This is a genomic window from Desulfobacca acetoxidans DSM 11109, assembly GCF_000195295.1.
In the GTDB taxonomy this organism is placed as follows: Bacteria; Desulfobacterota; Desulfobaccia; order Desulfobaccales; family Desulfobaccaceae; genus Desulfobacca; species Desulfobacca acetoxidans.
In genome coordinates, this window is the sequence record NC_015388.1 from 2,683,215 (window position 1) to 2,703,849 (window position 20,635).

The 20,635-nt window shown below is 55.6% G+C and carries 17 protein-coding genes; 13 read left to right on the plus strand and 4 right to left on the minus strand.

Annotation, left to right across the window (positions count from 1 at the left end; genetic code table 11):
- Window positions 1–189 precede the first annotated feature (189 nt).
- The 4 genes from DESAC_RS12030 (at window position 190) to DESAC_RS12045 (ending at window position 6,253) form a co-directional block, all read left to right on the plus strand.
- Window positions 190–363: a hypothetical protein gene (locus DESAC_RS12030; protein ID WP_169311540.1), complete on the plus strand. Its 174-nt coding sequence runs from the start codon at window positions 190–192 to the stop codon at window positions 361–363.
- A 20-nt stretch (window positions 364–383) separates the two neighbouring features.
- Window positions 384–1,304 carry a radical SAM protein gene (locus DESAC_RS12035; RefSeq protein WP_013707349.1) on the plus strand — a complete coding sequence of 307 codons (921 nt, stop codon included), beginning with the start codon at window positions 384–386 and terminating at the stop codon, window positions 1,302–1,304.
- Window positions 1,305–1,423: 119 nt separating this feature from the next.
- On the plus strand, window positions 1,424–5,599 hold the full coding sequence (locus DESAC_RS12040; protein ID WP_013707350.1) for an acyl-CoA dehydratase activase: 4,176 nt from the start codon (window positions 1,424–1,426) through the stop codon (window positions 5,597–5,599).
- A 15-nt stretch (window positions 5,600–5,614) separates the two neighbouring features.
- Entirely contained in the window at window positions 5,615–6,253 is a 639-nt protein-coding gene (locus DESAC_RS12045; protein ID WP_013707351.1) for a hypothetical protein, read from the plus strand.
- Window positions 6,254–6,547: 294 nt separating this feature from the next.
- On the opposite strand, the gene DESAC_RS12050 is transcribed toward DESAC_RS12045, so the two are convergent.
- Window positions 6,548–7,525, minus strand: coding sequence for a transporter (locus tag DESAC_RS12050; RefSeq protein WP_041283963.1), 978 nt, complete (start codon window positions 7,523–7,525; stop codon window positions 6,548–6,550).
- A 240-nt stretch (window positions 7,526–7,765) separates the two neighbouring features.
- On the minus strand, window positions 7,766–8,764 hold the full coding sequence (hypE, locus tag DESAC_RS12055) for a hydrogenase expression/formation protein HypE (protein WP_013707353.1): 999 nt from the start codon (window positions 8,762–8,764) through the stop codon (window positions 7,766–7,768).
- Window positions 8,765–8,960: 196 nt separating this feature from the next.
- On the opposite strand from hypE, the gene DESAC_RS12060 reads away from it, so the two are divergent.
- The 3 genes from DESAC_RS12060 (at window position 8,961) to DESAC_RS12070 (ending at window position 10,891) form a co-directional block, all read left to right on the plus strand.
- Complete coding sequence (locus DESAC_RS12060; RefSeq protein ID WP_013707354.1) at window positions 8,961–9,773, plus strand: YkgJ family cysteine cluster protein; 813 nt, start codon at window positions 8,961–8,963, stop codon at window positions 9,771–9,773.
- Window positions 9,774–9,800: 27 nt separating this feature from the next.
- Window positions 9,801–10,469 carry a hypothetical protein gene (locus tag DESAC_RS12065; protein ID WP_013707355.1) on the plus strand — a complete coding sequence of 223 codons (669 nt, stop codon included), beginning with the start codon at window positions 9,801–9,803 and terminating at the stop codon, window positions 10,467–10,469.
- A 137-nt stretch (window positions 10,470–10,606) separates the two neighbouring features.
- Complete coding sequence (locus DESAC_RS12070) at window positions 10,607–10,891, plus strand: PxxKW family cysteine-rich protein (RefSeq protein WP_013707356.1); 285 nt, start codon at window positions 10,607–10,609, stop codon at window positions 10,889–10,891.
- 67 nt (window positions 10,892–10,958) lie between these two features.
- Here the strand turns inward: DESAC_RS12070 and DESAC_RS12075 are convergent, their stop codons facing one another.
- Window positions 10,959–12,149: a pyridoxal phosphate-dependent aminotransferase gene (locus DESAC_RS12075; protein WP_013707357.1), complete on the minus strand. Its 1,191-nt coding sequence runs from the start codon at window positions 12,147–12,149 to the stop codon at window positions 10,959–10,961.
- 113 nt (window positions 12,150–12,262) lie between these two features.
- On the opposite strand from DESAC_RS12075, the gene DESAC_RS12080 reads away from it, so the two are divergent.
- The 5 genes from DESAC_RS12080 (at window position 12,263) to DESAC_RS12105 (ending at window position 18,501) form a co-directional block, all read left to right on the plus strand.
- Entirely contained in the window at window positions 12,263–13,093 is an 831-nt protein-coding gene (locus DESAC_RS12080; protein ID WP_041284570.1) for an NAD(+)/NADH kinase, read from the plus strand.
- A 51-nt stretch (window positions 13,094–13,144) separates the two neighbouring features.
- Window positions 13,145–13,984, plus strand: coding sequence for a formate dehydrogenase accessory sulfurtransferase FdhD (gene fdhD / locus DESAC_RS12085; RefSeq protein WP_052301961.1), 840 nt, complete (start codon window positions 13,145–13,147; stop codon window positions 13,982–13,984).
- Window positions 13,985–14,055: 71 nt separating this feature from the next.
- The gene (locus DESAC_RS12090) at window positions 14,056–14,829 is read left to right on the plus strand and encodes a class I SAM-dependent methyltransferase (protein ID WP_013707360.1); all 774 of its coding nucleotides are present in this window, start codon (window positions 14,056–14,058) and stop codon (window positions 14,827–14,829) included.
- A gap of 389 nt (window positions 14,830–15,218) precedes the next feature.
- A complete protein-coding gene (locus tag DESAC_RS12100) occupies window positions 15,219–17,090 on the plus strand; it encodes a PAS domain-containing sensor histidine kinase (protein WP_013707361.1) in 1,872 nt (623 codons plus the stop codon).
- Entirely contained in the window at window positions 17,068–18,501 is a 1,434-nt protein-coding gene (locus tag DESAC_RS12105) for a sigma-54-dependent transcriptional regulator (protein ID WP_013707362.1), read from the plus strand. Before DESAC_RS12100 ends, DESAC_RS12105 begins: the two co-directional genes overlap by 23 nt.
- Here the strand turns inward: DESAC_RS12105 and DESAC_RS12110 are convergent.
- Window positions 18,498–18,695 (minus strand): hypothetical protein, encoded by a 198-nt coding sequence (locus DESAC_RS12110; RefSeq protein ID WP_041283965.1) that lies wholly within the window; start codon window positions 18,693–18,695, stop codon window positions 18,498–18,500. The two genes, DESAC_RS12105 and DESAC_RS12110, sit on opposite strands and share 4 nt — an antisense overlap.
- Here DESAC_RS12110 and DESAC_RS12115 point away from each other — a divergent pair.
- Window positions 18,694–20,544: a site-specific DNA-methyltransferase gene (locus tag DESAC_RS12115; RefSeq protein ID WP_013707363.1), complete on the plus strand. Its 1,851-nt coding sequence runs from the start codon at window positions 18,694–18,696 to the stop codon at window positions 20,542–20,544. The two genes, DESAC_RS12110 and DESAC_RS12115, sit on opposite strands and share 2 nt — an antisense overlap.
- The last annotated feature ends 91 nt before the right edge of the window (window positions 20,545–20,635 follow it).

The following is a 20,635-nucleotide window of genomic DNA, read 5'->3' on the forward strand; positions in this document are numbered from 1 at the left end:
AGAATCAGATTGGGTATACTGATTTTAGCACATTTCTGAGGGATCAGCTAAAGTGAGGCGGTTGTTGACGGATCAAGTCAGAGGACAAGCGATCGGCAGACCTCAGATCCGGTATCCCTTCTCTTACAAATCTGACTTTCCACCCGCTTACCGTTGGCAACACCATTGATCTTCATGGGGTATGTCTGTATGTCTATTGAGGAACTGAAAAATCGTATCCGGGCCGCGGCCCCCGAGGACAGAATCGCCTGCGCCGCCGCCTTCGAACTTGCCAAGACCCTGAACATCTCTGAGAGTCGTTTGGGAGAACTGCTCAATGAACTCAGGATCAAGATAACTCAATGCCAACTAGGCTGCTTCTAAACAGACCGGGGGAGAGGGGCATGAAATATCTCTTCGGACCGGTTCCGTCCCGCCGTTTGGGCATGTCTTTAGGAGTTGATCTCATCCCCCCTAAGACCTGCCCTTTTGATTGCATCTATTGCGAGGTGGGCCCGACCACGGTAAAAACCCGGGAACGTCGCGAGTATATCCCGGCTCAAGAAATTCTGGCCGAGTTAGAGGAGTACCTTGCCAACGCCAGCCAGAACCCTGATTATATAACCCTGGCAGGCTCGGGAGAGCCTACTTTAAACAGCGCTTTAGGACGCATCATCCGGCGCACTAAGGAACTAACCTCCACGCCGGTAGCAGTCTTGACGAACGGCGCCCTCCTCTCTCTGCCGGAGGTACGCCGGGAAATAATAAACGCCGATGTCATCCTGCCGTCTTTGGATGCGGTAACACCGGCGCTTTTTGAGATGATTAATCGCCCGGTGGCCGGCCTTATCATCGGGGCGCTGATTACCGGCCTGCACCACCTCCGGGCCGAATATTCCGGCCAGATCTGGCTGGAGATACTGCTGCTGCGCGGGTTGAACGACACCGAGACCGAACTGGCCAACCTCAAAAAGGCTATTCAAAAGCTCCAGCCGGACAGAGTGCAGCTCAATACGGCGGTGCGGCCGGCAACCGAAGAGACCGCCAAACCGCTCACGCCGGAGGAGTTGGCGGCAGCGGCGTCCTTTTTGGGAGAAGGAACCGAGGTTATTGCTGACTTCAGCGGCTCTGTGCACCCGACCTTTATCTTGACCGACTCTGAGTTGCTGGCGACACTGGCCCGCAGACCGCAGACCGCCCGAGACCTGGCCGAGGTCTTGGGAATGCCGTTGGTGGCCGTAATGAAACGTCTGGATCACCTCTTCCGGGAAGGGCGGGTTTCCCGCTCGCAGCGCCAGAATCGGATATTTTATCAGACGCATTGATTCATTCGAATTATGCTATCTCAATAATTCTTTTTATTTCATTATCTCACTTTGAACCTTGAACCTGGAACCTGGAATTTGGCACCTGAAATTTTTAGACCAGACTTGAGGGTCGTTTTATGAAGGAATTTCTTGATCTGGGCATGGATATCGGCTCAGTGAGCATCAATACGGTAGTTCTCAATCGCCGGGACGAGGTAGTCTTCGAAGACTACCGGCGGACCCACGGGGAGCCGTTGCCGACCGCCCTCGCAATCCTGAGGGAACTGCAGGTAAGATTTGCCGGGGCCATCTGGCGCCTGGCGGCCTTTACCGGCATCGGCGGTAAGATGCTGGCGGAGGCCTTGAGGAGCCCTTTTATCAACGAGGTCATCGCACAGGCCCGCGGCGCTTTCTTTTTTTTGCCGCAAGCTCGCACAATTATCGATATGGGTGGCGAGGACGCCAAACTCATCCTCCTGGACCAGGATGAGCAGGGCGGCCTGGTCATCCAAGACTTCGCCATGAATACCATGTGCGCTGCTGGCACCGGTTCTTTCTTGGATCAACAATCCCACCGATTAGGTTACGGCATCGAAGATTTCAGTCGCCTGGCCCTAAAATCCACCACTCCGCCGAGAATTGCCGGTCGCTGCAGCGTTTTTGCCAAAACCGATATGATCCACCTGCAACAGGGCGCCACGCCGGACTATGAGATCATTGCCGGCCTCTGTCTGGCCATGGCTCGCAATCTTAAGAGCAACATCGCCAAAGGCAAGACCATCCGTAAACCGGTCGTCTTTCAAGGCGGTGTGGCTCATAATCTTGGCGTTCGCCAGGCCTTCCGGCAGGTGTTTGAACTAGATGAGGGCGATCTGATCATCCCGCCTTACTTCTGTTCCTTGGGGGCGGTCGGAGCCGTACTGGTGGGCCGGGAAAATCCCTCTCCCGATTTCGAACTCAACCTGGGCGAATTAGCAGCGTATTTGCAGCGGTCCGATCGCCAGCAGCGCCATCTTACCCCGTTGTCCGAACCCGAACCCTTAACCCCGGACCACTATCGGGTGGTGGAGTTGCCCCCCCAAACCGCGGCCGAAGGATATCTAGGCATCGACGTCGGCTCCATCAGCACCAATATCGTGGTGATCGACGCCGAAATGCAGGTTCTGGCCCGAGAATACCTCATGACCGCAGGACGGCCGCTCGAGGCGGTAACAGAAGGTATGAGGCGCATCGGCAAGAGCCTAGGGGACCGGCTGAAAATTTTGGGGGCCGCCACTACCGGTTCCGGCCGCTATCTCACGGCGGATTTCATCGGGGCCGATCTGGTGCGCAACGAAATCACCGCCCAGGCAACCGCCGCCGCGGCCATTAACCCCCAGGTGGACACTATCTTTGAAATCGGCGGCCAGGATTCCAAATTCATCAGTCTGGAGCATGGCGCTATCGTCGACTTTATGATGAACAAGGTCTGCGCCGCCGGAACCGGTTCCTTCCTGGAAGAACAGGCGGAAAAATTAGGCATCGCCATTAAAGAGGAGTTCGGCCGCCTGGCTCTGGCAAGTACCAAACCGGTCCCTTTGGGAGAGCGCTGTACTGTCTTCATGGAATCCGACCTGGTGCATCATCAGCAGCAGGGCGCCGCCAAAGAAGACCTGGTGGCCGGACTGGCCTACTCTATCGTCCAAAATTATCTCAACAAAGTGAAGGAAGAGCGCCGGGTGGGCAACGTCATCTTCTACCAGGGCGCCACTGCGGCCAACCGTGGCATTGTGGCTGCCTTTGAGGCGGTCCTCGGTAAGAAGATCATCGTACCGCCCCATCACGATGTCACCGGCGCCATCGGCGCCGCCATCCTGGCCAAACGCGAGCGGACCTGGGAAACCTCCCGTTTCAAAGGATTTGACCTCGTCAACCGCGAGTATTCCATCTCCTCCTTTGAGTGCCAGGGCTGCCCCAACACCTGTGAGATCAGGCAGGTGAAGATCGTTGGCGAGAAACCCCTTTTTTACGGCGGCCGCTGCGAGAAATACGAAGTCAGCCGCGCTCAGCAGACTTACGACCTACCGGATCTGTTCCGGGAGCGGGATGATTGGCTCTACGGGGAAGAGCCCCCCCAGGCGGGTCGGCGCGGTCTGATCGGCCTCCCCCGGGCAATGTTCTTTCAGGAATTGATGCCCTTTTTCCGGACTTTCTTTGAGTCCTTGGGATTTGGCGTGATGTATTCCCCCAAGACCAATAAAGCCGTCATCCGTCGGGGGGTCGAATGCATGGCGGCGGAAACCTGCTTCCCGGTGAAAGTAGCCCACGGCCATATCTTGGACCTGTTAGAGTCCGGGATCGACCAGATCTTCCTGCCGAGCATTATCGACCTGCAGCACCCAAACCCGACCGTCGCCCAGGGATTGGTCTGTCCCCTGGCGCAGACCCTGGCCTACACCGTACCGGCGACGATCAATTTTTCAGCTTACCAAGCCAGACTTCTCGCCCCCGTAATCTACTTCGGCCGCGGACCTCAGGCGCTCCGCCATTCCTTGCGGTCTTTAGGTAGACAGTTGGGCGTTTCCTCCCATTCTGTTGACCGGGCCTGGCGCGCCGCCGAAGCCGCGCAGATGGCCTTCTATCAACGTCTACAGGCTCGCGGCCGGGAAATCCTGGCAACCCTGAATCCGGAAAACCGGGCTATGGTGATCGTCAGCCGGCCTTACAACGGTTTTGACTGCGGCGTAAACCTCAATCTACCCCGCAAACTCCGTCAGTTGGGCGTATTAGCCATTCCCATGGATTTCCTCCCCCTGGACGAATCCGGCCACCCGGAGGAAATCAAGGAGATGTACTGGCGCTTTGGCCAGAAAATCCTGGCGGCGGCAGACATTATCCGAAAAGACCCGCAGCTTTACGCCGTCTATGTCACCAACTTCAGTTGCGGCCCGGACTCCTTTATCCAACACTTTTTCAAAGACAAAATGCAGGGGAAACCTTATCTGGAGATCGAAATCGACGAGCATTCCGCTGACGTCGGGGCGATCACCCGCCTCGAGGCCTTCCTGGACAGCCTCAAAAATGTCTCGCCGCTGCCCCGAGAACTGCCGATGGGTCCGCCCAGTATCAGAATCCCCAGCGTTACCAAACGGAAGGTCTATGTCCCGCCGATGACCGATCATGCCCTGGCCCTGGTGGCTGCGTTCGAGGCGTGCGGCATGGAGGCCGAACTGCTGCCGCCGTCGGATGAAGAAACCCTGCTGTGCGGCCGCCGCCTGACCTCCGGGAAGGAGTGCTATCCCCTAATCCTGACCACCGGCGATATGGCGAAAATGACCCGGCGGGCTGATTTCGACCCGGATCGCAGCGCCTTCTTCATGCCCGGCGGGGATGGTCCCTGCCGCTTCGGCCAATATAACAGGCTGCAGCGCATGATCTTGAACGACCTGGGGTTCCCCCAGACCCCCATCGTTTCCCCCAATCAGACGGAAACGTTTTATCAGGAACTCGGCATGGTGGGTGATGACTTCTCCCGGATAGCCTGGCAGGGTGTGGTCGCTATCGACCTGCTGGAGAAAAAAGTGCGGGAAATCCGACCTTACGAACGGTACGCCGGGGAGGCGGATGCGGTCTATGCCCAATCATTACAAAAAGTTTACCAAACCCTGCGCCACCGGGGTAATCTGCCGGCCATATTAGGCCAGATCAAACAGTCCTTCAACAACATCTCGCGCAACGGCCTGAGAAGTAAGCCGGTGGTGGGGGTAGTGGGCGAAATCTACACCCGCGCCAATACCTTCGCCAACGAAGACACTGTCAGGGAAATCGAAGCCCTGGGCGGCGAAGTCTGGATGGCCCCCATCAGCGAATGGCTCCTGTACGTCAACTTCACGGCTAAACGCCGGGCCTGGCAGACGCGCCAATGGAAGCATTTTTTGCAGGTCTACCTGACCGAACGGGTACAACAGAAAGACGAACACCGGTTGGCAGAGGTTTTTCGAGGCAGCCTCAAAAATCTCTCGGAACCGCCCATCGCCGATCTCATCGCCAATGCCAAAGACTATCTGGATTCTTCCTTCGAAGGCGAAGGCATCCTGAGCATCGGCAAGTCCAAGGATTTTATCCGCAAGGGGGTCAGCGGTCTGGTGAATATCATGCCCTTCACCTGTATGCCCGGCACGGTGGTTAATGCCTTATTCAAACGTTTCCGGGAGGAACATGACAACATCCCCTTTCTAAACCTGGCCTACGACGGCCAGGAGCAGACCAATACCCGCACCCGCATGGAGGCCTTTATGTATCAGGTCCGCCAATATCAGGAACTTCACCGTTAGAAAGGAGAGACCAGCATGGCCGAGGGCGAATTAATCAATCTTACCGAAGCGATGCCAGCCGATTATCAGATTAAACCTGGTTTTTACCTGAAATCCGGTTGGGAACTGCTCAAAAAGAATTTTCTCGGCTATATCGGCTTCAGCCTGGTGGCCTTATTTCTACAACTGGCCCTCAATTCTCAACCGGCTATCGGACAGCTGGTTTCCTTTGTGATCAGCGGCGCCCTCTGGGCCGGTCTGGTTATCGTCAGCCTGAAAATGATCCAGGAACAACCCACTCAGGTTAACGACTTTACTGCCGGCTTCAAGTATTTCCTGCCGCTGTTACTCTACAGCGTTGTCTCCTCAGTTTTTATCACCGCCGGTCTGATCCTGCTGATCCTGCCGGGCCTCTATCTGGTCGTAGGCTACATCTTCACCACCTGGCTGATAATTGACCGCCGGCTGGACTTCTGGCCGGCCATGGAGATAAGCCGCAAGACGGTCCATAAACATTGGTTCGAGGTCTTTACTTTTGCCCTCCTGCTCCTGCTCATCAACCTGGGAGGCATGTTATGTCTGGGCCTGGGACTGTTGGTAACGGTACCCTGGACCATCTGCACCCTCACGGTTGCCTATCAGGACGTTTTTGGCATCCGCTCTCCCTCGTATTAGCTTCGGAGATTTCCGGCTTCGAGTTTCGTAATACTTCAGCTATCTGAGATAATAGATCAGGAGCATGGTTGGCGGTGCCCACTCTACAGCACCAAAGCATCGACAGACCCATCTGTTGAATTGGGTAACTGAGGTGGTGCAGCCGCGACAGCACCCTACAGCACTAAAGCATTGACAGACCCGTCTGTAGGGGCGAATCTTGTATTCGCCCCAAGCAACTCTCGCCCCCGGGCCGGAAAAAGGACTTTCCCGATGGAAACGAGCAGGCAGGATCTCTTCGCGCCACTCTGAAACCTAGTAAAAACTATATCCCAATGAGAGGAGCGGCGTGATGGCCCGATAAGATTTTTTCCCCCAGGCGTCGATTCCCACCCCCAGATCCAACGAGAATCTGTCTGTAGCCATAAAACCGATCCCGGGTTGAACGGTGATAAGAGCCGTATAGGGAGCTTGGGCCTGGCCGCCAAAGATCCTGCCGGAAAGATTGCCGACGTCCCAGTAGCTGTTGACTTCCAATTTTGCGAACCATTTAGCGGTCAGGGCGTAATCTATCGCCAGGTTGACGGTGAGATAATCTCGGGGATGATAGAGGTAGTTAAATGGATCCTGACCACTTTCAGTATCTTCATAGTCATACGCGGTCTGCACACTGTACCAGAGGTTGGCATACAGATAAACGGGTTTGAGGGTCTTAAAAAAGTTCAAGCCGCCCGTAAGAACATAGACTCCATCTCCGATGGCATCGGTCCCCAGGCGCCCCGGATCGAGATTGCGATAACGGCCGGTTGGAAAATCCATGGCAACCAGGCCCGTTATGGTAGGCACCCTATAGCCTTCTGCCAGTAGTTGATACTTTATGGTAAGATTGACATCATCTAACCCGCCAAACGTGCTCGAGCGCTCCCCACCAGGGCCGGGTTGGTTGACGTCGCCAGCCCAGTTGTATTCGAAGGGCAAGGTTACGTAGATCTCACAATCCCGGAACAGTCCATAACTGATCTTGAGCTCCATATCTAGGGAGCTATAATCGCCGCCAGCTGACTGTTGACGCCAGTTGCGGCTAAGTCTGTGGGTGTAGAAAGAGAGGCCGCAATTATATTCGAGACACAACTTATTCGGATGGAGAGGCACGGCGGTATCAGTGATAATGGGATCGAATCGTGGTGGATGGTCATATCCAACCTCGTTTTTTTCAGTTCCCCCCAACGCCGTCACCGGTAAGACCGCCATAAGCAGCAGCCAACCCAAAAACGCCGTCACAACTCTCATCATACTACCTTACGCTTTGCCAGGCGGGAGGCGCTTTCCTTTCCCTCCCGGCCTGATCACGGTTTTTACGGGCCACCGGGCCATTTAATACTAATTTGATGTCAAATATAGAGTAATTGAAAAACTATCGGTGGCACCGGCGTCCCGCCTGTGCCATATTGAACAGGCCGAAAGCCTGTTCCACCTTATTTGATCGACCTTTAAGTCATTTGTTCTAAACTCTAATTTTGATGCTAAATTAGTCTAACAGATACGCGGCAGCAACTCTCCGGTTGGCATTTCCAGCAATCGGGCGGCGCCATAGGGCGTACGGCAGTGCACCCGCCCGGCTGGCGCCGGTAGCACCTCCCCGATGAGCTGTGCCTCCCGGCCATAACGGCAGTCCCGCACTATTCCCAGGGCGCGGTTCGCATCCGAGGCCGCCACGATAACCACCATCTTTCCTTCATTGGCCACGGCAAAGGGATCAAAGCCGAGAACCTCGCAGGCCGCAGCCACCTCCGGACGCACCGGCACCCGCGACTCTTCGATCTCAATGGCGACCTGCGACTGCCGGGCAATTTCGTTGAGCGTCGCCGCTATCCCCCCTCGGGTGGGATCGCGTAAGGCATGCACCTCCACCTCAGCCTCGAGCAGACGCAGGACAATCTCAGTGAGGGGCGCCACGTCGCTGCGAATATTGTCGCTTCCCAACAGGTTCTCGCGGGCCAACATCACGGCAATACCGTGGTCGCCCAATGAGCCGGTCACTATGATCTTATCTCCCGGTTTGGCCGCGGCGCCGGACAACCCCGGTCGAAGCACCGCGCCTAAACCGGTAGTAGTAATAAAGACCGCATCGGCGGCGCGGCGCGGCGCCACCTTGGTGTCTCCGGTAACAATGTTTACTTCGGCCTCGGCCGCAGTCTGGTGCATGGAATCGGTAATGGCCTGCAAGCTTTCCAGTGGAAAGCCCTCTTCCAGGATAAAGGCGGCGGCCAGGACCGCTGGTCTGGCCCCGGCGGTGAGCAGGTCATTCACCGTCCCCGCTACTGCCAGCCGCCCGATATCCCCCCCTGGAAAAAAGATAGGGGAGACCACATACGCGTCCGTGGTTAAAGCCAGATTGCCGCCCGCGAGTTCTATGATGGCGCTATCGTCCCGGCTGACCCCGGAGGGACCGTAGCTGCGCTGGAAAACCTGCTCAATAAGGGCAAACATCTCCTGCCCCCCCGCCCCATGACTGAGAAGGATGCGCTTCATGGCCGGACCTCGCACCTCTGATAAATTTCGTCGCCGATGTTGCCCCAATTGGTTATACTCATTATGATATATCTATACGCCAATAAACGTATTATTGGGAAGGAAAATCGGCTTCGATACCAGGTCTGGCGGCGCTTTCGACGAATTCCAGTCTGCCAAACAGCCTCTTAGACACTAACTTTGGGAGAAAACTCATATGGTTGACCTCTATAAAGACATGGAGTCCCCGGAGAAATTACTGTTGGAAAGCACGTTCCGGTTTAACTGTCATTCCGGGCTGTCCTGCTTCAATCAATGCTGCCGGCAACCCACGATAATCCTGAAACCTTACGACATCCTCCGCCTGCGCCGGCGGCTGGGTATCTCGTCCACTGAATTTTTGGAGCGCTATACCACCAAGACGGTGGAGGGAAAATCCTATCTGCCTCTCATGCTACTGGATATCGACCGGGAGGGGGGAAAAGGCTGCCCTTTTTTAGGCGAGAATGGCTGTACCGTCTATGACGACCGGCCCGGCGCCTGCCGACTTTTTCCCATCACCCAGGGGAGCAGCCTGGCGGGAGGCGCGGTCATAGATCACTATTTCTGTAAACGGCTGGATTTCTGCCAGGGATTTAATGAGAACCGGGAATGGACGGTGGCCCAGTGGAAGGCCGATCAGAACCTTGAACCCTACGACCTTTTGAGCCAGGAATGGCTGGAGATTATTCTGAAACGGGGAGATATCAATCCCCCCGCCGACGACGCCCGCGCTCCCGCCCTGTTCTCCATGGTTGCTTATGATATCGATAAATTTCGGCGGTTCGTTTTTGAAACGCCCTTCCTGAACATCTTTGAGATTCCACCCAATGTGGCGGAGGTGGTGCAAAAGAGTGACGTAGAACTCCTGCGCTTCGGCTACAAGTATCTTAAGATGGCGCTCCTCATTGAAGACGCCTTACAGATGAAGGAAGAAATGCAGATGATGCCGTTGCCTGCCGATCAACGGTCGTCCCTGTTCTTTTTCTAAGTCATCTTCCTTGAAAGGATCATAACGATGGCCGTACAATTGCCAACCCCGAGACAAGCCGGGTTCGCTCTGCTGGTCGGCCTGATGCTTGCCGCCCTGCTGCCACCCCTAGAAGTGGCTGCCCAGGAACGGACCCCACCGGTTAACCCAGAGGAGATTACCAAACAATTCTCCACCCTGATGCAGAAACAGACGCTCCCTCCGGAGGCGGCTAAATCATTTCAGGGGCTCATCGAGATCATGCAAGGAGCCACTCAGGGAAAGGACCCGGAAGCCCTGCGCAGCCGGTCCCGGGAGCTATTCCAGAACCTGGAGGGTCTGCAACAGAACCGGCAGCTTCCCCCGGAAGCAGCAGAGCTGTTCAAGTCTTTTCAGAAGCTGATGCCCTCGGCAACCGGCTCACCACAAACGCCTCTCTCTCCCGGCGAGGCGCCGGTTTCACTCGAGGCGCTCACCAAACAGTTCAACGGCCTGATGCAGAACCAGAAGCTTCCACCCGAAGCGGCAGGTTTATTCAAGGGAATGTTGGAGCTGATGCAGGGGTTCGCCAGCGGCAAGGACCCCCAGGCCTGGCGGGAGCAGGGACCGGAACTCTTTAAAAACCTGGACGGTATGATGAAAAATCAACAACTCCCCCCGGAAGCGGCGGAGATGCTGAAATCCTTTCAGAAGGCAATGCCGTCACCGGAACCATAAGGTCTGAATTAACTATCATTTTGTCATTGGGGCTGTATGGCGCCATTGATGGCTTGACAATTAAATTTAAAGTATTATAAAATGTACAATTTAGAATAATCGAAAATCTGCAATACCGGAAAGGGGGACTGATACCCATGGACTGTGTAACGATTAAGGCTGGTCAACCCTGTAATTTTATGACCAAAAAAGGCTGCTCCTTCAATGGCGGCCGGTGCCATGAGATCATCGATAAATGCGAAGGCTGTGATCGCATCCTGGAAACCGAAAGCGGTCGGTACTGTGCTGCCACGCCTAACCCGGAGGCCAAATGGCGGACCGGAACCTGCAATTTGGCCACGCACGTCAAAAACGCCACCAGCGGTGGCAAGACCGTCAAGATCAACCCAATAAAGGCCTCTAAACGGGGTATGCGGCAGTAACATTTTACCAACGGGAGCAGCGCGGCGGCTTGAATATCAGCCGACGCGCTGGCTAAGCCGTCTCTTCTTATCCCAACTTCTGCAACGCCGCCTCAATACGGGCCAATCCGGTGGCAATCCGTTCCCGGGACGTGGCATAGGAAAAACGGAGGCAGGCGTCTTCGCCGAAGCCGATGCCCGCCACCAGGGCCACGTGCGCCTCTTCCAACAGAAAATCCGCTAACGGATCAGAATAGCTCCCCTGCCCATCAGGTTTTATCTTATTATAATAATAAGAGAAATTAGGAAATACGTAGAACGCCCCCCCCGGCTTGACGCATTTCAGACCGGGAATCCGGGCCACCCGGGTCAGGATATCGTCCCGCCGCCAGGCGAATTCCTGCACCATGGCGGCAACTGCGTCCTGCGGACCGTTGATGGCCTCCAGTGCCGCCTTCTGGGCGATGGAGCAGGGATTGGAAGTGCTCTGGCTCTGCAGGTTGGTCACCGCCTTGATCACCCTGGCGTCTCCGGCCAGGTAGCCGATGCGCCAGCCGGTCATGGCATAGGTCTTGGACACGCCGTTGAGCACAAAAACCAGTTTTTTCAATTCCGGGTCCAGTTGCGCCAGGTTGAAGAACTCCAGGCCATCGAACAGGATTTTCTCATAGATATCGTCCGAAACCACAAAGAGTTTATGGTCCAGAATGACCTCGGCCAAAGCGGCTAATTCGCTCCTCGTGTAAACCGATCCGGTAGGATTGGAGGGGCTGTTAAGGATCAGGCCCTTGGTGCGTGGGGTAATATGCGCCCGTAAAACCTCCGGCGTCAGTTTGAAGCCGTTTGCTTCCGGGGTCGGCACGATGACCGGCGTCGCCTCGGCCAACATAACCATGGGTGGATAGGAAACCCAATACGGGCTTGGCACGATGACCTCGTCGCCCTTCTCAAACAGGACCTGAAAGAGATTATACAGGGCGTGTTTGCCGCCGCAGGAGACAATGATCTCTTCCGGCCGGTAGTCCAGGTCATTATCCCGTTTGAACTTCTCGACAATCGCCTCTTTCAGGGCCAGGACGCCGCCCGCCGGAGTATAGCGCGTAAAACCATCGCGGATGGCTTTAATTGCTGCTTCTTTGATATTTTCAGGGGTTTCAAAATCCGGTTCGCCGATGCCGAAATTGACAATATCAATCCCCTGGGCCAGCATCGACTTGGCCTTGGCGTCGATAGCCAGGGTGGGAGAGGGTTTGATCTGACTGATACGCTGGGTCAACACTACTTTCTTCTCCTTTGAAGATAATTTCAAAACTTGATAATTACAAGAAATTGTGATATCTGTCAACGAACATTGCTCATTTTTGGGAACTCTCCGCTGCCGAACTAACCATGATTCAGCATATAAGCATTGTCGTTAAAAAAAATGCCAGCGCCGTTCAGGCCGGCGAGGCCCTGCAAAGCTGGCTGGCGGCCCGCAACGTCCGTTCCAACCTGCTCCTGAATGAACCGGAGCCGGATATCCCCCCCTTACCTGAGCAGACTGAGGTTATCGTAGTCTTCGGCGGCGACGGCACCCTCCTCTCCGCCGGTCGGCACTATGGGCGGCACGGTGCTCCCATCCTGGGGGTAAATGTCGGCGGCCTGGGCTTCATTACCGCTATCGGCCTGGAAAAACTCTACCCTATCCTCGAAAAAATCCTGCACCATGATTTCCAGGTGGAGGAGAGGATGCTGCTTACCGGTACGGTCATCCGCCAGGGGGAGGTCTTCTGCCGACAGAGCGTCCTCAACGACGTGGTCATCAACAAAGGCGCCCTGGCCCGCATCGTCGAATTGAAAACCTACATCGATAACGAATACTTAACTACATATCGGGCCGACGGCCTCATCGTCTCCACTCCTACCGGCTCTACCGCCTACACCCTGGGCGCCGGCGGCCCCATCGTCTTCCCGACGCTGCAGGCCATCACCCTGATCCCCATCTGCCCCTTCACCCTGACCAATCGCCCCCTGATCCTGCCGGATGGTTTCAGCATCTCGGTAGTCCTGGACGATCGCAGCCGGGATGTCTACCTCACTTTTGACGGTCAGGTTGGCTTGGCCCTGCAGCCGCAGGATATCGTCGAAATCAAAAAAGCGGACGGGGCCATCAACCTGATTAAATCACCCTATAAAAGCTATTTTGAAATTCTGCGTACGAAACTGCGTTGGGGAGAGATGTAGGATGGCTTCCGGTTTCCAGTTTTCTTAGAAGGATCTTAGATAATCAACCAAATGATGACTTCTCGGGACACCTACCCTATCGTTACCTGGAAGATTGCAGGCCATGACATCAGGCAAAAGCCCGATCTGCTGGCCCCTGAATCTCTTTTAACTCTATATGTTAACGGAAAGAAAGCACATCAATTCCTCTATCTGCCAAAACTGGAAATCGAACTCTGCCTGGGATTCTTACTGACCAGCGGTGTTCTCGAAACCATGGCCGAGGTCCTCGAGATGCGGCTGCTGCCGCCGGATTGGCATGCCGGCCGGGACTGGGGCGAAGTATGGATTCGCTTAGCCAAGCCGGCTGATCTCAAAAACAATTTCAGTTCTCACCATGCCCTTGCCATCCTGACCGGCGAAGGTGGGATCAATGATAACCTCACTGCCCGGCAGTTCCGCCGGTCCCAAGAGTCGCCGGTACAAGTTCCGGTCTCCAAAATCAAAGCGCTGATGGCCGCCCTGCCGCACCACCAGGAAATCTTCCGCCAGACCGGGGCTACCCACGCCATCTGTCTGGCCGCCGCCGACGGGGACGGCATCCTCCTCAGCGCCGAAGACGTGGGCCGCCACAATGCCTTTGATAAGGTCATCGGCCAGGCCCTGATGAAAAACCTCCCTACGGCTTCCACCATCGCCCTGCTCAGCGGTCGGGCCAGTTTTGAGATGGTGTTCAAAGCGGCGCGCGCCGGCCTCCCCATCCTCTCCTCTGTTTCGGCCCCCACCTCTCTGGCGGTCAGGCTGGCGGAACTACAGGGCATTACCCTCATCGGTTTCGCCCGCGGAGAACACCTTAATGTCTATACCCATCCCCACCGCCTGGCCGAACTCGCTCCCCGGGCCGCGGTTTAAGGTGCGGCAGGCGGCAGGCGCTTCACTCTCCTGCCCTGCAGACTATTTTTTATCTCATCTCGGATACTGCGATGGATCATATGAGCAGCAGCAAGAATTTCGACTCAATCCATGACGCCTATAGTTTCTTCATGGAGCACTCTACTGAGGCTGAACAGGACTTGAAAAGCCACCTGCCCTATCTCTCGCCGTTGGTGCAATCCGGCAAGACAATCCGCCTGTTGGATTTCGGTTGTGGCGACGGTTTATTTTCCTCCCGGTTGCTCTCGCGGGCCGGATTCGATCCTAACAGATTGACCCTCTCCCTAGTCGAACCCGACGTGGGTTATCTCCATCAGGCCGCAACCCGGCTTCAGACCTTTTCAAGCACACCCGTGTCAGCCTGGACCTCACTTCCCTCGGAGCAATCACATTCCTTTGACTTGATTGTGGCCAATCACGTCCTCTATTATGTCAACGATCTGGACCAGACCCTGGGGCAGATATTAAATACGCTCACCGTCGGCGGCCTGTTCCTCATCTCCATGGGGGGGAGCAAGAATGTCCTCTGTCACCTCATCAACCTCGCCTTTGCCTCATTTGACGAGCCTATGCCCTATTACCTGGCTGAAGACCTTGAAATAGTACTGGGCGGCAGAGGACTGGAGTTTCAAAGGCATGAGGTCGATTTTGAGTTGATTTTCCCGGACCTGGAGGAAAACCGCCACAAGATGTGCCGTTTCTTGCTGGGAGAACATTTTTTCCGGATGAACCGGGGAGAAGTCTTGAAACTATTCGACCCGTATGCCTTGGCCGGACGCATTGTTATCCGGACGTGCGACTACCACTTTATCATTCAAAAATAATTGTCATTATGCCTACCCCGTCAAACGGAGATCTCTTTTGCTGCAGGCGCGAATCTCGTATTCCCCCCGGCAAGAGGGACGAACACCAGGTTCTCCCCTACGGCTGCAGGCGCGAATCTCATATTCCCCCCGGCACGAGGAACGAACACCAGGTTCTCCCCTACAATGGAGATTTTTTTTGCGGTAGGGGCGAATCTCGTATTCCCCCCGGCAGGAGGGACGAACACCAGGTTCTCCCCTACGGCTGCAGGGGCGAATCTCGTATTCCCCCCGGCGGATGGCAATATCTCTTTCCGCCTCATTGGTGGCCCAGGCGTCCCGCCTGTGCCCTGGCGGTCAACTCATAACTCGGAAATGCATCTGTCCATATTTTTCAGAGGCCCCGCATTGTGAAGCAGAGACTGGTCTTCACGAACCTGCAGATTAAGGTCATGCTGCTTTTCATCTCCCTGGCCCTGGCGCCCCTCGCCATTGTCGGCGCCTTTGCCATCAAGACCGCTGAAGAAATCATCCTGAACATGGTTAGGAACCAGATTCAACACATTGCGGTCGATAAGGCAACGTTATTAGAGAGATGGATTTCAGAACGCCAGGCCGACCTTAAAGTCATCGCCGGTTCCAGCCTCTTGGGATCGCTCAACCGGGAACAGATTGCTCCCTTTCTCGAGTTGGTCAGAGATCAGTACAAGGTATACAGTGAATTTATCGTTATCGCGTCTGATGGCAGGATCATCTACGACAGCACGGACAACCGCCACCACCCCCGGACGGCAGAATGGTTCTCAAATGCGCTGGCCGGCAAACCATATATGTCTGATATCGCCTTCGATGCCGCCCAGAAGGAATCGTTCTTCCGAATATCGACTCCCCTGTTGCATGCCTCGGGAGGGGTGCAAGGCGCCGTATGCGCCAAGGTCGGCACGAACGTTATTCTTTCCATCATCCTGCGGATCTCCCTCGGCGAGACCGGTGAATGTTACCTGGTAAACCGCGAAGGAACCTTCCTGGCCCACAAAGAACCCCGGAGAATACTGACGGAGACCATTGCCCAGTCGGAAAGCTTTAAAAATATCTTCAATGCCGGAACCCACCGGATCACCTACATCGATTATCGGGGGATAGAAGTCATCGGAGCCTCGGCGCGGGTGGGCGGAACCGATTGGGCCCTGGTCGTCGAACAGGACAAGGATGAAGCCTTTCGCGGCGCCCTCCGGTTAAAGCACTACATCTTTCTAGTAGCGGCGATGTCCGCCGGGGGGGCGCTGGTTTTGGCCTGGCTGCTCTCCTATTATATCGTCAATCCGATTCGGAAACTCAGCGTCGCCGCCAACTGCCTGGCCCGAGGTGAATTTGCCGAGGCCTCTATTGAGACTACCCGGGCTGACGAGATTGGGCTGTTATCCAACGCCTTTGCAGATATGGCGAGGCAGCTCGAGAGCCGGCAGCAGAAGCTTGAGCAGCGCATGGTCCTCACCGAGTCGGAGCTGGAGGAGACCGGCGAAAAATTGAAGGAGACCCAACAGGCCGCGGTCCGATCGCAGCAATTGGCCTCTCTCGGGCAGTTGGCCTCCGGGGTGGCCCATGAAATCCGGACTCCCCTGACTTCGCTCAAATTGTTTCTCGAATCGATTGAGAACGAAATCACCATATCCCCGGAATACGAAGAGGACTTTCAGGTGGCCATGAACCAGATACGGCGGATGGAGGCCACCATTAACCGCTTCCTTGACTTCGCCAGACCGCGGGAACCGGTCTATTCCTGGCTCGAGGTGGGGGATCTGCTGGAAGATGCCCTCCTAATAATCGGACCGCGGGCCCGCCTGCAGGAAACCACGATCCGGAAGTCTTTGAGCCCATCCCTGCCCAAGATCAAAGGGGATAGAAAACAACTGGGGGAAGCGCTGCTGAACCTGATGGTCAATGCCCTTGAAGCGATGCCCCAGCGCGGCAGGCTCACGGTGGCAGCGCACCCCGGAGAATTGCCGGGAACGGATGGTTCGCGCCCGTGCGTGGTGATTGACATCAGCGATACCAGCCCTGGCATCCAGGGGGAAAATATCGGCCGACTCTTCGAACCCTTCTTCACCACCAAAGCCACCGGCGCCGGTCTGGGGTTATCTATTGTCTCCAGCACGGTGCAACGGCATGGCGGGGAAGTCATGGTGCGCAGCGTCGTCGGCCGGGGAACCACTTTCTCGGTGTTCATCCCGACAGAGGCGGAACCCGCAATCGGGAAAAATGGAAAACATACTGATAGTTGATGATGATGAAGGCCTGATCCACTTCCTGCATCGTTTTTTTGTCCGGCAGGGATATGGGGTATGCGCCTGCAGCAGCGGCCAGGCGGCTCTCGAGAGGATAGCCGGCGAGCAGTTCGATCTGATCCTGCTCGACTACAAAATGCCCGGCCTCAATGGTCTGGACACGCTCAGGGAAGTACGGCGCCTACAGGTCAAAACCCCTGTCATTATCATGACCGCCTACGGCACCACGGACACCGCCATCGAGGCCATGAAGCTAGGGGCCTACGACTATCTGCTCAAACCCTTCGACCGGGAGGAATTGCAGCGCATCGCCGCCGACGCCCTGGAGGTGAATCGCCTCATGAAGGAGGGAGTCAGTTTTCCCGGCCACGTCTGCCAACCCGCCGCTCCCGATCGGGGGCCAATAAAAATTGTCGGCAACCACCGGCGGATGCAGGAAGTTTACAAACTCATCGGCCAGGTCGCCGATAAGGACGTGACCATTCTCATTACCGGTGAGAGCGGCACCGGCAAGGAGCTGGTGGCCCGGGCAATCTATCACCACAGCCACCGGAAGGATAAACCGTTTCTGGCCATCAACTGCGCCGCCATCCCGGAGATGTTGCTGGAAAGCGAATTATTCGGCTATGAGCGGGGCGCTTTTACCGGCGCGGCGCGGACCCATATCGGCAAATTCGAAAGATGCCAGGACGGCACCCTCTTCTTCGATGAAATCGGCGACATGTCCCTCTCAATTCAGGCGAAGGTGTTGCGCGTCCTGCAATACGGCGAATTTGAGCGGCTTGGCGGCAACGAGAATCTCAAGGTCAATGTCAGGATCATTGCCGCCACCAACAAAAATCTTGAAAGAGAAGTCGAGCAGGGCCGCTTCCGGGAAGACCTGTATTGGCGCCTCAAAGTCATTTCCATTCATCTGCCCCCCCTGCGGGAACGACCGGAAGACATTCCGCTGCTGGTCGAGTATTTTGTCAGCCGCTTTAGCGAAGAGTATCAAACCCCTATCCGGTATGTGGCCCCGGCGGCCATCGAGAAGCTCACCTCGTATGCCTGGCCGGGCAACGTCAGAGAACTGGAAAATTGCCTCCGGAGGGCAGTGTTGCTGTCTTTAGGAGATGTTATCCTGGAAGAACATCTCAAACTCCAGTCCGATCAACCGGAACTGCGAGGCGCCGGCCAGGAACAATTACTAGCCACCATCGATAGAAAGCTGGAAGAGCTCATTCCAGAGATCCTGCGCTTCTCCAGTGAAAAAACCTATGCCAACGTCATCGACCTGGTCGAAAAGACGCTCATCGCCAAGGTCCTGCAACAGTGCGGCTATAACCAGGTAAAAGCCTCTAAAATGCTCGGCATCAGCCGGAATACGCTCCGCCACCGCATGAAAAAGTTTCACCTGGCCACCGACTAACCCCATAAGACCACAAGATGTTGCGGGAATCGCAGATCGGCGTCAGCCAAAGCGCCGCGCCTCCCGCCTTCCGCTCCCCAATTCTGCAAGATACTCTTGACCGATGCCGCCAATTCGTGGCATAAGGAAAAGAAGACTACATTACCTAATATGCCCCTAAAGATTTTCCCTAAAAGACGTGGAGACGCCGACATGAACCGCCCTGCTGCCTTCGGTCCCGACCACCCCCATCCTCTCTCCACCATGAAGACCGAACTGGTCTGGGAGGGCAAATACGATGCATACGGCAATCGCCGCCCCATCAAATTACCTGCTTCCCCCCTGCCCTTGCAGCGCATTGAGACCATCGACGAACCCCGGGACCGCAGCCGCTCCCAGGGGCTGTTATGGGAACCCGAGTCGGCCCACCGCGATGACTTCCGCAACCTCCTCATCTGGGGAGATAATAAACTCGCCCTGGCCGCCCTGCTGGAACAGTTCCGGGGCAAAATTGACCTGATTTACATCGACCCACCTTTCGATGTGGGGGCGGATTTCACCATGCAGGTGCAGCTCGGCGGAGAAGGCGAAGCATTACAGAAAGAACAATCGATTCTCGAGGCGGTAGCCTACCGAGACACCTGGGGCAAGGGAACGGATTCTTATCTGCATATGATGTATGAGCGGCTGGTATTAATGAAAGATCTTTTAAGTGAGAGTGGTAATATATTTGTGCATTGTGACTGGAGAGTAAATAGCTACATCCGTTTACTGCTTGATGACATCTTAAGTGGGGATAACCATCAAAACGAACTTATTTGGATTTACTCGAGAATGGCCTCAAAAAATCAGCGTAACTTTAATAATACACATCAAACTATTTTTTGGTATCGGAAAGGACCAGGGTTTACTTTCAATGTTGACCAAGTAAGAACTGAATATGCCGAAAGCAGTAAAAAAAGAGCAGGTTATGCAAAAAAAGGTGTTGGAAGTGGTTTATTAAAAGAGGGTAGTGTGTGTGAGCTTCATGAAAAAGGTAAGTTTCCTGATGATTGGATGAGTATTCCCTTCGAGAGAAATGCAACCTACCAAACAGAAAAACCTGAAAATCTGCTCGATGTTATTATTAAGGCTGCTTCCAACGAAGGCGACCTCGTCGCCGACTTCTTCTGCGGCTCCGGCACCACCATGGCCGTCGCTGAAAAACTAGGCCGCCGCTGGATTGGCGTGGACCTGGGCCGCTACGCCATCCACGTCAGCCGCAAACGCCTCATCCAGGTGCAGCGGGAACTCCACACCGCCGGCAAACCCTACCGCTCCTTCGATGTCTACAACCTGGGCCGCTACGAGCGCCAGTGGTGGCAGCTTGACCGGCTCAAGGGGGCCGACAGCGAACACCGGCGCCTTGTCCTGCAGTTTTACCAGGCCGCCCCCTTGGACAACCCGCCCCATCCGCTCCTGCACGGCAAGAAACATGGCGCCTTCGTGCATGTGGACCAGATAGACAGCATCTTTGCCTTTGATGAGCTCAAGACGGCGGCCGAGGCGGCCAGATCGGCGGGGGGCCGGGAACTGCACTGCCTGGCCTGGGAATTTGAGATGGAGTTGGCCGCCAAAAAACAGGCCATCGAAGCGGAAACCGGCCTCACCGTCCGGCTGAAGTACATCCCCCGGGAGATCATGGAACCCAACCGCACCGCCTGCCAGTTCTTCGAAGCCGGCTACCTCGAGGCCAGGGCCATCAAAAAGGGCAAAAAAGTGGATGTGGAGCTGCTCCGCTTCACTCCGGCCCTGGCCGAGGCGCCAGAGGCGGAAATGTCGGCCCTGCGGGAACGGGCCATAAAATCCCCGTTTGATTTCATTGACTTCTGGGCCGTGGACTTCGACTGGCGGGACAACAAACCGTTTGAACATCACTGGCAGGATTTCCGCACCCGCAAGGACCGCTCCCTCAAGACCCGAACCGATCTGGGCTGGGAATATGACCACCAAGGCCCCCATCGGATCTGCATCAAGGTGATCGACGTCTTTGGGGTGGACACCACCACAATAATTGCGGTGTAGGGGCGAATCTTGTATTCGCCCCGCCAAAGAGGTTATTCATACCGCGTAGGGGCGAATCTTGTATTCGCCCCGCCAATAATAGATTTTCCAC